Annotated in this window: 10 protein-coding genes; 2 read left to right on the top strand and 8 right to left on the bottom strand. The window is 70.7% G+C overall.

Annotation, left to right across the window (positions count from 1 at the left end; genetic code table 11):
- Positions 1 to 5 precede the first annotated feature (5 nt).
- The 5 genes from ACYP53_RS08605 to ACYP53_RS08625 form a co-directional block, all read right to left on the bottom strand.
- Positions 6 to 1,025: an LppU/SCO3897 family protein gene (locus ACYP53_RS08605; RefSeq protein ID WP_268256513.1), complete on the bottom strand. Its 1,020-nt coding sequence runs from the start codon at positions 1,023 to 1,025 to the stop codon at positions 6 to 8.
- 56 nt (positions 1,026 to 1,081) lie between these two features.
- Positions 1,082 to 1,744 (bottom strand): LppU/SCO3897 family protein, encoded by a 663-nt coding sequence (locus tag ACYP53_RS08610; protein ID WP_459647066.1) that lies wholly within the window; start codon positions 1,742 to 1,744, stop codon positions 1,082 to 1,084.
- 145 nt (positions 1,745 to 1,889) lie between these two features.
- Complete coding sequence (locus ACYP53_RS08615; RefSeq protein ID WP_459647067.1) at positions 1,890 to 3,209, bottom strand: MFS transporter; 1,320 nt, start codon at positions 3,207 to 3,209, stop codon at positions 1,890 to 1,892.
- Positions 3,210 to 3,367: 158 nt separating this feature from the next.
- Positions 3,368 to 4,450, bottom strand: a complete 1,083-nt coding sequence (locus ACYP53_RS08620; RefSeq protein ID WP_189913261.1) for an inositol-3-phosphate synthase — start codon at positions 4,448 to 4,450, stop codon at positions 3,368 to 3,370.
- 126 nt (positions 4,451 to 4,576) lie between these two features.
- Positions 4,577 to 5,281 (bottom strand): PadR family transcriptional regulator, encoded by a 705-nt coding sequence (locus tag ACYP53_RS08625; RefSeq protein ID WP_189913260.1) that lies wholly within the window; start codon positions 5,279 to 5,281, stop codon positions 4,577 to 4,579.
- A 514-nt stretch (positions 5,282 to 5,795) separates the two neighbouring features.
- Between ACYP53_RS08625 and ACYP53_RS08630 the strand changes: the two genes are divergently transcribed.
- A complete protein-coding gene (locus tag ACYP53_RS08630) occupies positions 5,796 to 8,279 on the top strand; it encodes a transglycosylase domain-containing protein (RefSeq protein ID WP_459647068.1) in 2,484 nt (827 codons plus the stop codon).
- A gap of 155 nt (positions 8,280 to 8,434) precedes the next feature.
- Complete coding sequence (locus tag ACYP53_RS08635; RefSeq protein WP_189913258.1) at positions 8,435 to 10,012, top strand: glycosyltransferase family 87 protein; 1,578 nt, start codon at positions 8,435 to 8,437, stop codon at positions 10,010 to 10,012.
- A gap of 42 nt (positions 10,013 to 10,054) precedes the next feature.
- Here ACYP53_RS08635 and ACYP53_RS08640 read toward each other — a convergent pair whose 3' ends face one another.
- The 3 genes from ACYP53_RS08640 to ACYP53_RS08650 form a co-directional block, all read right to left on the bottom strand.
- Complete coding sequence (locus tag ACYP53_RS08640) at positions 10,055 to 11,089, bottom strand: alanine racemase (protein ID WP_459647069.1); 1,035 nt, start codon at positions 11,087 to 11,089, stop codon at positions 10,055 to 10,057.
- A gap of 13 nt (positions 11,090 to 11,102) precedes the next feature.
- Positions 11,103 to 12,221, bottom strand: a complete 1,119-nt coding sequence (locus ACYP53_RS08645) for a lipid II:glycine glycyltransferase FemX (protein ID WP_189913256.1) — start codon at positions 12,219 to 12,221, stop codon at positions 11,103 to 11,105.
- 181 nt (positions 12,222 to 12,402) lie between these two features.
- Positions 12,403 to 12,702, bottom strand: a complete 300-nt coding sequence (locus tag ACYP53_RS08650) for a hypothetical protein (RefSeq protein ID WP_459647070.1) — start codon at positions 12,700 to 12,702, stop codon at positions 12,403 to 12,405.
- Positions 12,703 to 12,833: the final 131 nt, after the last annotated feature.

The following is a 12,833-nucleotide window of genomic DNA, read 5'->3' on the forward strand; positions in this document are numbered from 1 at the left end:
TGGGGCTACTTGAGCTTCTTGAGGCAGAGCACGTAGTTCAGCGCCGGGAAGTTGGTGTAGGTCCGGGTGTACCAGCTGTCCGACTTCGGCTGCTTCTCGCAGACCTTCTCGTCCGACGTGGCGGGGTACTTGTAGATCACCTTGTACTGCGCCTTGGTGTCGGTGCAGGGCAGCACCGAGACCTTCGGGTGGGTGTCGGTGGTCTCGCCGGCCGGGCCGTTCTCGTTGCGCAGGCAGTCGCCGGCCTTGGCCGTGTCGACGCTGTCGGGCGCGTCGGCCGGGTCGCTCGGGGTGGTGACCGGCGGCAGGGTGATGCTCGGCACCGCCGGCATCGTGAAGGTCGGCGAGGGGAAGGCCGGCGGCGGCGCGGGCGTGTAGCTGAAGGAGCTGGCCGACGGCGACGGCGCCGCGATGATCGGGTCCGTGCCGGTGCCGTGCTTCCCCGGGCCGAGCACGCCCGTGGAGGCCAGGACGAGGGTGACCGCCAGCGAGACCGGCACCAGCAGCATCGCGATGTGCGGGCGGCGGGTCAGCGGGACGCCCGGGTCCAGCTGCGGGCCGTGGCTGCCCGGCACGGGCGGCTGCAGCCGCTGGAACCGGTTGTGCGGGACGAGGTTGGCCAGCAGGGTGATCGGGGTGAGCAGCCACGACACCAGGCTCCACCAGCCCTGGACCAGCGTCCGGGCGGACATGTCGCGCACGGTGGCCGTTCCGCAGGTGCGGCAGAACGGGCCGGTCATCCGCAGCATCCGGTAGGCGAGTATCAGGCCCTGGTGGCCGCGGACGGTGGCGTTGACCGCCGGGTAGCCCCCGCAGAAACGGCAGGTGAGGCCGTCCGCCGGGCCCTGCTGCGGGTACCCGTAGCCGTAGCCCGCGGCCTGCTGCGGGTAGCCGTACGGCTGCTCGGGCGGCGGGGCGCTCGGGTAGCCGTACCCGGGCTGGCCGGGCGGCGGCGGGGGCGGCGCGCCGTAGGCACCGCCGGAGGAGTAGGGGTTGCCGTCGCCCGGCGGCGGACCGTACGGCATCTGGGGCGGAGGCGGAACGGACAAGTGGTCCCCCGGGGACGGAGTGGCGGAAGGGTTCAGGACTTCTTCACCGGCGGGACGCCGGTGGTGGCGGGTGCCATCGGGCCGAGGCAGAGCACGTACCGCTTCTTGTTCCAGCGGCGGCCGCTCTTGCCCGAGACGGCGCTGGTGGTCTGCGGCGTCTGCTTGCAGCGGTTCACGTCGGTGGTGCCTTCGAACTTCGACAGTACGCGGTAATTCGCTTTGGAATCCGTGCACTTGACGATGTCGACATCGCGGGAGCCGCTCACCTTCACACAGTCGCCGGGCTTGGCGCTGCTGACGCTCGGTCCGGCGACGAAGTACCCGACCACCAGGGCCACGCCGCCACCGACCAGGCCGACGGCCTTCAGCTTGGAGAAGCCGCTGCGCTTGGCGGGCGGTGCGGCCGGTGCCGGAGCGGCGGGCTGCGGGTAGCCGTACGCCCCGGGGGGCGGCTGCTGCCCGTACGGCTGCTGCCCGGGCGGCGCCTGGCCGTACGGGGGCTGCTGCGCGTACGGGGGCTGCTGCCCGTACGGCGGTGGCGGTCCGTAGCCGGGGGCCGGCTGCGGGGGCTGCCCGTAGCCGGGCGGCGGCCCGTAGGGCGCGGCCGGCGGGGGAACGGGCGAGCCGTACGGGTGCGCGGGCGGTCCCCCCGGCGCCGGCTGTGGCGGGCCGTAGGGGTTGGGCGGTGTGCTCATCAGTTCGTCCCCCGAGACAGAGTGCTGTCGCTCCGACAGGTCTGACACCTTAGCGACTCGGTCGGACGCCATCCGTCCCGAGTCCCGGGGGTTTCGTGGAGAACCGGTCGGCGGTCCGGTTAGCGGCCCGGTTCAGCGGCCCGGTTCAGTGTCCGAGCCGGCGGCGGGCGGCGCGCAGGTAGAGGGCGGCCGTGCCGGCGTACACCGCGGCGACCCCGACGACCACCCCGACCGAACGGCCGGACAGCGGCAGCACCAGCGCGGTGACCAGGGCCGCGGCCACGAAGGCGACGTTGAACAGCACGTCGTAGATGGCGAAGACCCGGCCGCGGAACTCGTCCTCGACCGACTCCTGCACCACGGTGTCGGCGCAGATCTTGGTGCCCTGGGTGACCACGCCGAGCAGCAGGGCGGCAATCAGACACGGCGCCAGGGTGAAGCTCAGACCGAGTGCCGGGACGAAGACCACCGGGGCGACCAGGCAGGCCGTCATCCAGCCGGTCAGGCCGAGCCGGCGGGTGCACCACGGGCTGACCACCGCGGCGATGAAGAAGCCGGCGGCCGAGAGGCCGACCGCCTGGCCGAGGGTGACCAGGCCGGCCGCGCTGTCGGACGGGTCGTTGAAGGTGTACCGGGCGAGCATCACCACGACCACGATCAGCACGCCGTAGCAGAACCGGGCCGCGGTGACGGCGGCCAGCGCGTGCACGGCGGGCCGGCAGTCCCGGGCCAGGTGGCGCACCGCGGCGCCGAGTTCGACGGCGGCCCGGACCAGTGCCTGACCGAGCGCCGGGCGGTCGGCGTGCTGGTCCGGGCCGAGCAGGTCGCGGTCCATCCGGCGGGCGGCCAGCGCGGCCGACAGGTAGAGCAGCGAGGCGACCGTGACCAGCGCGGCGTCCGCCTCCGGCCCGGGGGTCATCACCTGGTGCAGCAGGAAGCCGATGCCCCCGCCCGAGGCGGCGGCGACCGTCCCGAGGGTGGGGGAGAGCGCGTTGGCGGTGACCAGCTGGTCCTGCTCCACCACCCTGGGCAGGGCCGCGGACAGACCGGCCAGGATGAACCGGTTGAGCGCGGTGACCAGCAGGGCCGAGGCGAAGAACAGCCAGGTCGGAGCCTCGGCCAGGAGCAGCGCGCCGGTGACCATGCCCAGCCCGAAGCGGGCCAGGTTGCCGAAGTACAGCACCTGGCGACGGCGCCAGCGGTCCAGCAGCACCCCGGCGAACGGGCCGATCACCGAGAACGGCAGCAGCATCACGGCCAGCACCGAGGCGATGTCGGCGGGGGAGGACTGCTTCTCGGGGGAGAAGACCACGTAGGCGGCGAGCGAGACCTGGAAGACGCCGTCCGAGAGCTGGGAGAGCACCCGGGCGGTCAGCAGCCTCCGGAAGTCGCGGCCCCGGAGCAGGTCCAGGAGCGTGGCGCGGTGCGCGGACTGGTGGGTGCTGCCGTTCTCGGTGATCGCCACCCGCCCAGAGTGCCATGGAACCGGCCGTGGTTTCACGTGAAACATTGCCCCGGAAAAGGTGAAGGGCCCGTGATCCGGGGATCACGGGCCCTTCGGCGGAGCTACGAGCCGCGAACGCTCAACCGCTCAGCGTTCGACGGTCGCGAACTTCGCTGCGCTCAGCGCTCGACCTCGCCGCGGATGAACTTCTCGACGTTCTCCTTGGCCTCGTCGTCGAAGTACTGGACCGGCGGGGACTTCATGAAGTACGAGGAGGCCGACAGGATCGGGCCACCGATGCCGCGGTCCTTGGCGATCTTCGCGGCGCGCACGGCGTCGATGATGACACCGGCGGAGTTCGGGGAGTCCCAGACCTCGAGCTTGTACTCCAGGTTCAGCGGGACGTCGCCGAACGCGCGGCCCTCGAGGCGGACGTAGGCCCACTTGCGGTCGTCCAGCCAGGCCACGTAGTCCGAGGGACCGATGTGGACGTTGTTGGCGCCCATCTCGCGGTCACGGATCTGCGAGGTGACGGCCTGGGTCTTGGAGACCTTCTTGGACTCCAGGCGCTCGCGCTCGAGCATGTTCTTGAAGTCCATGTTGCCGCCGACGTTCAGCTGCATGGTGCGCTCGAGGAGGACACCGCGGTCCTCGAACAGCTTGGCCATCACGCGGTGCGTGATGGTGGCGCCGACCTGGGACTTGATGTCGTCACCGACGATCGGCACGCCGGCCTCGGTGAACTTGTCCGCCCACTCCTTGGTGCCCGCGATGAACACCGGCAGGGCGTTCACGAAGGCGACCTTGGCGTCGATGGCGCACTGGGCGTAGAACTTGGCGGCCTGCTCGGAGCCCACGGGCAGGTAGCAGACCAGGACGTCGACCTGCTTCTCCTTGAGGATCGCGACGACATCGGCCGGGGCCTCGTCGGACTCCTCGATGGTCTGGCGGTAGTACTTGCCCAGGCCGTCGAGGGTGTGGCCGCGCTGGACGGTGACGCCGCTCGGCGGCACGTCGCAGATCTTGATGGTGTTGTTCTCGCTGTTGCCGATGGCGTCGGCCAGGTCGAAGCCGACCTTCTTGGCATCGACGTCGAACGCGGCGACGAACTCCACGTCACTGACGTGGTAGTCACCGAACTGGACGTGCATCAGCCCGGGGACCCTGCCGGCCGGGTCGGCGTCCTTGTAGTACTCGACACCCTGCACCAGCGACGCGGCGCAGTTGCCGACGCCCACGATGGCTACGCGAACCGAACCCATTTCCGGTTGCTCCCTGTGATCTCATGAGGGCCGCCGGTACCGGCGGAACTCGTCCTGCATCTTCGATGACTGCTTGTGGGGCGCGAGGCGCCCACTCCTGCCGCGCGGCACAGGGCTGGCGCGGTGTCAGCGCTCCTGGGCGGAGCGCCCCGGGCGGTCGTACGGTGGCCCGGACGGGTCCGAGGACCCGGTCTCCTGGCCACGGCCGTCCGAAGTCTTGTGGGGTACGGCGGTGGAGTTGCCGCCGGTGGCGGGGCCGCCGGGGCGGCCGGTGCGGTTGGACCGCTCGGTCTCGATCAGCTCGTTGAGCCAGCGGACCTCGCGCTCCACGGACTCCAGTCCGTGCCGCTGGAGTTCGACGGTGTAGTCGTCGAACCGTTCGCGGGCACGGGCCAGCGAGTTGCGCATCCGCTCCAGGCGCTCCTCCAGCCGGCTGCGGCGCCCCTCCAGGACGCGCATCCGGACGGCCCGGTCGGTCTGGCCGAAGAACGCGAAGTGGACGCCGAAGTGCTCGTCCTCCCAGGCGTCCGGACCGGAGTCGGCGAGCAGCTCCTCGAAGCGCTGCTTCCCCTCGGGGGAGAGCCGGTAGACGATCTTGGACCGCTTGCCGTTGAGCGCGGTGGCCGGGACGTACTCGACGTCCGGGTTGTCCTCGACCAGGAAGCCCTGGGCGACGAGGCTCTTCAGGCACGGGTAGAGCGTGCCGTAGGAGAGCGCGCGGAACGTGCCGAGCAGGATGTTGAGCCGCTTGCGCAGCTCGTAGCCGTGCATCGGAGCGTCATGGAGCAGGCCGAGAACGGCGAATTCCAGGACTCCTGAGCGCCTGCCCACTGCCGCGTCCTCCTCCCTCTCGGCCTCCGCCGAGCCGCTGCATCCGGCGGTATTCCGCTTCGATGTATCGGCTCGATATATCGAGAACAGTAAACCCGACCCCCGGAACCGGCAAGGGGGGCGCGCGTGAATGTGATCACAAGCCGACGCGCGGGTGGGCTTGGCAACGGGCGTGTAATGATCTGACGCCGTTTTGCGGTTATTGGCGAATGATGCCCGATTAGTTGTAATTCAGTGCTGCGTACGCTGTCGCGTGTGCACGAGGACCACCTCCGGGATCAGGGCGGTTGGCGGGCATCGGACGTGAACCCTGCCTTCAGGTCGGAAACGCCTGGCGAGGAGTAGCTGGAAGATGAGCGAGCGACGGCGAAGGACGCCCGACCCGGGCGGTGACGGGCAGCAGCCCCCGGGAGGCGGCGGCCGTCGGGGAGGGCCTGGGCCCGACGAGTTGAGCTCCGAGGGCCTCGGCCGTCGGCGCCCGCCGGGCGTCCGGGAGACCGCTCAGCAACCCCGGATGACCCGTGCCGAGATGCGCAAGGCCGCCCAGAAGAAGGGCAAGGGCGGTGGTGCCGATGCCGGCGGTACCGGTGGTGCCGGTGGCGGCCGGCGCGGTGCCGCCGCGGCCGCCGGGCCCGGCAAGAAGCGCTTCATCGACTACCCGCGCTTCGGCAAGACCGGGATCCGGCGCTGGCTGCCGTCCTGGAAGCAGTGGCTGAGCGGCTTCCTGCTGGTCTTCGGCTGCTTCGTCGGCCTGGTGTTCTACCTGTACCAGACCACCGAGATCCCCAACATGAACGAGCTGGTGAAGGGCCAGAACACGATCTACTACTGGGCGGACGGCAGCGAGATGACCCGCAAGGGCCAGACCAACCGTCAGATCGTGCCGCTCGACGAGATCAGCCCGAACCTGCAGAACGCCGTCATCGCCGCGGAGAACCAGAGCTTCCGCGAGGACAGCGGCATCGACCCCAAGGGCATGATGCGCGCCGTCTACAACATGGCGAAGGGCGGCGAGACCCAGGGCGCGTCGACGATCACCCAGCAGTACGTCAAGAACGCCTACCTGAGCCAGGAGCAGACCCTCAGCCGCAAGGTGCGGGAGTTCTTCATCACCCTGAAGATCAACCAGAAGCTGGACAAGCCCGAGATCCTCAAGGGCTACCTGAACACCAGCTGGTTCGGCCGCGGCGCCAACGGCGCCCAGGCCGCCGCCCAGGCGTACTACGGGATCAACGCCAAGGATCTGGACGTCTGCCAGAGCGCCATGCTGGCCGGCCTGCTCAAGGGCGCGGCGTACTACGACCCGACCAACCCGGCGAACAAGGAGCGGGCCGAGGGGCGGTGGGCCTGGATCCTCGACCAGATGGTGAAGACCAAGGCGATCACCGCGGAGGACCGGGCCAAGTGCACCACGTTCCCGGCCCCGGTCCCGCTGAAGCCCAGCACCAACATGAACGGTGAGATCAGCTACCTGGTCGACACCGCCAACAAGTACGTCCTGAACAACGACAAGTCGATCACCCAGCAGGTGATCGACAAGGGCGGCCTGAAGATCTACACGACCTTCGAGAAGGACAAGGTCGACGCCCTGAAGAAGGCCGTGGACGACGTCAAGGCGGAGAACCTCAACCCGCAGAAGCGGCCGGACAACGACACCAACATCCAGTTCGGCTCCGCCAGCATCCGCCCCTCCGACGGCGCGATCATCGCCCTCTACGGCGGTGACGGCGTGGAGAACGGCCACTTCGACAACAACGCCGACGCCACCGGCGTCCAGGTCGGCTCGACCTTCAAGCCCTTCGTACTGGCCACCGCCATGCAGGTCGGCGTGCAGACCGCGAAGGAGGACGGCAAGCCGAAGCGGATCAACGCCGACAGCCGCTACCTGGCCGACGACCTCTCCGAGATCCGCAAGCCGGACGGCTCGCTGGTGATCGGCGACGACGGCAAGCCGTACAAGCAGAAGAACGAGGACACCAGCAAGCACGGCTACGTCTCGCTGCGGCAGGCCATGCAGTTCTCGTACAACGTGCCCTTCGTCCAGCTCAACCAGGACGTGGGCGGCCAGAACGTGGCCGACATCGCGGTGCAGATGGGCGTCAAGAAGGACAGCCTCGCCGACCCGAAGACCGCCACCTTCCCGCTCGGCACCTCCACCATCAGCCCGATCCGGATGGCCACCGCCTACGGGACCCTGGCGGCCAGCGGCAAGGAGTCCGAGCCGTACTCGGTCACCAAGGTCGAGGTGGACGGCAAGGAGCGCCCGGGCTTCGGCAAGAAGGAGGCCAAGGTCGCGCTGGAGCCGACCGTCGCCGACAACGTCACCGACGTCCTGGTGAACGTGGCGGCGAAGGGCACCGGTACCAAGACCCTCGCGCTGGGCCGCCCGGTGGCGGGCAAGACCGGTACCACCGACCAGAACAAGTCGGCCTGGTGGGTCGGCTACACGCCGCAGCTGGTGACCAGCGTCGCGATGTGGCGCGAGGACCCGAGCAAGCACGAGCGGCAGTCGCTCAACGGCACCGGCGGCAAGGCGTCCATCCACGGTGGTGACATCCCGACGGACGTCTTCACCCGGTACATGAAGGTCGCGCTGGCCAACGAGAAGGTGCTCGACTTCCCGAGCCCGCAGCCGGTCGGCTCCGAGGTCGACTCCTCGGGCGCGCCGTCCACGCCCACGGCCGCGCCGACGCCGACGATGACCGACAGCCCGTCGGCCCCGACGCAGACCCAGCAGCCGACGCAGCCCGCCCCGCCGCAGCCGACCCAGACCCCGACCTGCGTGCCGGGCGTGGACTGCCCCGGCGACCAGCAGCCGACCCCGACGAAGACCAAGACCCCGCACCCGACCAACACCTGTCTGCTGGGCCTGCCCGGCTGCCAGACGCAGCAGCCGACACCCACGGACACGACGACACCGGGAGGCGGCGGCAAACCGACCGGAAAGCCGACGCAGACCACGCCTCCCCCCGCCCCACCAGGGGTCGCCGGGCAGTAGCCCGGGCGAGACGTCGGAACGGCGGTGGCGGTCCTCCTCGGAGGGCCGCCACCGCCGTTTTCGTCACGCTTCGCGGCCCGGCCGCCCCCGGATCGCCGCAGACCGTTGCGGGGTCCTCCTCGTCCCGGCGCGGACGGTGCGGCAGGATGTCCGGCATGACGTCGAGCGATCGTGACGAATCCGCCGCCCCGGTCGGGCCCGGCGCCGCCGCAGGGCCCGCCCCGGCAGCCGTCGCCACGGCCGCGCCGCCCGCCAACACCGTGGTCGTCCCGGCCGACGAGGACCCGGTGGCGGCGGCCGGCAGCGAGGTGATCGGCGGGCCGCCCGGCCGCCGGGCGCTGCTCGGCGTCTCCTGGTGGATCCCGGCGCGCTTCCTGGCGCTCGCCGTGATCGTGGTCTCGGTGCTCGGCATGGTGCAGAAGGTGCCCTGCTACGAGCAGGCCTGGTTCCAGCCGGGCTCGCCGCAGTACATCCACGCCTGCTACAGCGACATCCCGCACCTGTTCTCCGGACGCGGCTTCGCCGCCGGGCTGCACCCGTACGTGGACCGCATCCCGGGCTCCTCGGGGGACCTGCAGTACCTCGAGTACCCGGTGCTGACCGGTCTGTTCATGCAGGTCGCGGCCTGGCTGACGCCCGGCGGGGGCGACCAGCAGAGCCAGGAGCAGTGGTTCTGGGCGGTCAACGCCGGGCTGCTGATGGCCTGCGCGGTGGTCGCGGTGGTCGCGCTCACCCGCACCCACCGCCGCCGCCCCTGGGACGCGCTGCTGTTCGCGCTGGCGCCCGTCCTGCTGCTCAACGGCACCGTCAACTGGGACCTGCTCGCGGTCGCGCTGGCCGCCGTGGCGATGGCCTGGTGGGCGAGCTCGCGGCCGGGCTGGGCCGGCGTCTTCATCGGCCTGGCCACCGCCGCCAAGCTCTACCCGCTGCTGCTGATCGGCCCGCTGCTGGTGCTCTGCTGGCGGGCCGGCAAGTGGCGCGAGTTCCGGCTGGCGCTGGGCGGCGCGGTGGGCTCCTGGCTGGTGGTCAACCTGCCGATCATGATCGCCAACTGGCAGGGCTGGTCGACCTTCTACGTGTTCAGCAAGCACCGCGGCGAGGACTACGGCTCGGTCTGGCTGATCCTCATGCAGACCCGCGGCGTCGGGCTGGCCGACCTCGACGTCTACATCGGCGCGCTGATGGTGCTGGGCTGCCTGGCCATAGCGTGGCTCGGCTTCTCCGCGCCGCGCCGCCCGCGCTTCGCGCAGCTGGCCTTCCTGGTCGTCGCGCTGTTCGTCCTGGTCAACAAGGTGTACTCGCCGCAGTACGCGCTCTGGCTGCTGCCGCTCGCGGTGCTGGCCCGGCCGCGCTGGCGGGACTTCCTGATCTGGCAGGCCTGCGAGGTGCTCTACACCCTGGGCATCTGGTCCCACCTGGGCTTCGTCACCGGGCCCAAGCAGCACGGGATCGGCGAGGCCTGGTACCACTTCGCGATCGGACTGCACCTGATCGGCACGCTCTACCTGGTCACCCTCGTGGTCCGCGACGTGCTGTACCCGGACCGCGACCCGGTCCGCTGGGACGGCAGCGACGACCCCTCCGGCGGGGTGCTGGACCGCGCCCCGGACGTCTTCGTGCTGGGCACCGCCCGGCGGCTGCGCGAGGAGGAGAGCTACGCCGCCTACGCGCCGGCCGGCCCCGAGCAGTGGCTGGGTGAGCCGGAACTGCTGGAGCCGGCCGAGAAGCCGTAGCGCGGGCGGGCCGAACGGCCGCGCCGAGCGCCCGGGGAGCGTCTAGCGGTCCACCACGCGGTCGAAGTGCGTGGTGGTGTGGCGGACCTGGAGACCGAGCTCGTCGCCGATCACCGGGGCCTTGGTCTCGCCGTCCAGGAACAGCAGCGAGACCTGCATGTGCGGCGGCTCGGCGAACCAGAGCTGCTTGCCGGCCCAGTGGAACGGCGACTTGGTCTTGTTGACGGTCGCCAGCCCGGCCCGGGCGATGCCCTTGGCCCGCGCGCCCATGCTCTGCACGTACTTGGGCGCCTCCAGGCCGATGCCGTGCGCGGTGCCGCCGGCGACCACCAGGATGTGGCCGTCGGCCGGCGCCGGGTGCTGGCGGTAGCCGTAGCGGTCGCCCTTCTTCACCGGGGTGACGTCCAGGACGGTGGCCCGGACCTCCAGCGCGGCGTGGTCGCCCAGCCAGAGCCGGGTGCCGATCCGGGCCCGGAAGACCGTCCCCGGGTAGCGCTGGGTCAGCTGCTCCATGCCGGCCGCGCCGAGGTGGCTGACGAACACGGTGTGCACCGGGATGCCGGCCGCGCGGGCGGTGTCCACCCAGTACGCGACCTCCTCGACCGGGCTGGAGCCGTCCGGCCGGTCCATCGGCAGGTGCAGCGCCAGGCCCTCGAAGGCGACGCCCTCCAGCTCGGCGGCGACGGTGCGCAGGTCGTCGGCGCTCACGCCGTGCCGGCGCATGGTGGTCATGCACTCCAGCACCACCCGGGCGCCGTGCAGCGCCCGCAGCGCGTCCACGCTCGCCACCGTGCGGATCACGCGGGCGTGCGGCAGCGGGAGGACCTCCTCGCCGACCCGGTACGGGGTGAGCACCAGCAGCTCACCGCCGTACCACTCGGCGGCGTCGGCCGCCTCGTACGCGGTACCGACGGCGAGCACACCGGTGCCCAGCAGCGTCGCCTCCTCGGCCAGCCGGTGGTTGCCCAGGCCGTAGCCGTTCCCCTTGGCGACCGGCACCAGGCCGGGGAACTCGGCGAGGACGGAGCGCTGGTGGGTGCGCCAGCGTTCGGTGTCGAGGTAGAGCGACAGCGTCATCGGAGCAGCCTCCTCAGCGGCGGGACATGTAGAGGTCGAGGGCCTTGTGCAGCAGCTTGTTGAGCGGGAAGTCCCACTCGCCGAGGTACTCGGCCGCCTGCCCGCCGGTGCCGACCTTGAACTGGATCAGACCGAACAGGTGGTCGTTCTCGTCCAGGGTGTCACTGATGCCGCGCAGGTCGTACACGCCGCCGCCGAGGGCGTAGGCGTCGCGCATCATCCGCCACTGGATCGCGTTCGACGGCTTGACCTCGCGCTTGTGGTTGGCCGAGGCGCCGTAGGAGTACCAGACGTGCTCGCCGACCACGAGCATCGTGGTCGCGGCCAGCGGCTCGCCCTCGTGGTAGGCGATGTAGAGCCGCATGCGGTTCGGGTCCTCGGCGGTGAGGGCCTTCCACATCCGCTGGAAGTACGACAGCGGGCGCGGGGTGAAGTGGTCGCGCTCGGCGGTGACCAGGTAGAGCTGGTGGAAGATCGGCAGCTCGTCGTAGCCGCCCTGGAACACCTCGACGCCGCTCTTCTCGGCCTTCTTGATGTTGCGGCGCCACAGCTGGTTGAAGTTCTTGTGGATGTCGTCCAGCGAGCGGTTGGCCAGCGGCACCTGGAAGACGTAGCGGGGCTGGACGTCGCCGAAGCCGGCGCCGCCGTCCTCGCCCTGCAGCCAGCCGGCCTTGCGCAGCCGGTCGGCCACCTCGAAGGCGCGGGCCTCGTACCAGTCGGCCTCGACGTCGCGCAGCCGCTTGGCCTGCTTGGCGGCGATGGCCTCCTTGATGGTGGGGGCGTTCCAGCGGCGGATGACCACCGGCGGACCCATCTTCACGGAGAACGCGCCCTGCGACTTCAGGTGCGCCAGCATCGGGGAGAGCCAGCGGTCCAGGTCCCGGTCGAACCAGTCGATGACCGGGCCCTCGGGCAGGTAGGCGAGGTAGCGCTTGAGCTTGGGCAGCTGGCGGTAGAGCACCAGGCCGGCGCCGACGAGCTGGTCGGCGTCGTCGAACCAGCCGATCGACTCGGACCGCCACTCGGCCTTCACGTCGCCCCACGACGGCACCTGCATGTGGCTGGCCGAGGCGCGGCTCCTGATGAAGGCGAGGTGCTCCTCGCGGGTGATCGTCCTCAGGCGCAGGCTCATTGCTCGGTGCTCCTCGTCGGTCGGGCTGCGGTGGGCCCCGGGTTCTCGGGCTGACCTTATCGTCCGGGGCCCGGGCGCCCGTTCCGGGCGGGCACGACGGTGCCCCCGTCGCGTACCTGTCTTCCAGCAGATACGCGGCGGGGGCGCCGAGGGTTCCGGAGTGGCCCGGTTAGGCCCTGGTTCAGCCCCAGAGGCCGCCGCGGGCGATGCCGAGGTAGAAGCCGATCGCGGACGCGCCGAGCGTGATCATCAGGACGAAGCGCTCGGCGGTGGTCACCGAGACGAACATGCCCCAGAACCCCGTGACGATGCCGGCCAGGCCGGTCCACGAGGTCAGCAGATGCAGGTTGTAGAAGAACGAGGTGGTGAAGGCGATCACGCCCAGGACGGCGGTCAGCGCCACCAGGGTGTTCTCGCGGGGGTGCGGGTGGCCGTCGGTGTTCAGCGTGAGCGCGGGCATGCGGTGGACGGACTGGGCCATGGGTCCCACCTCCAGGCGTGGAGACGAACGGGCAGGAATCCCGTTCCGTCCAGATTGCGGCGGTTGGGTCCGTCTCACAACCCCTATGCGTTTTGTTCGGCCGTACGGGTGCGGGTAGGCTGTGCCGTCTG

The organism is Kitasatospora sp. Ki12 (genome assembly GCF_054601375.1).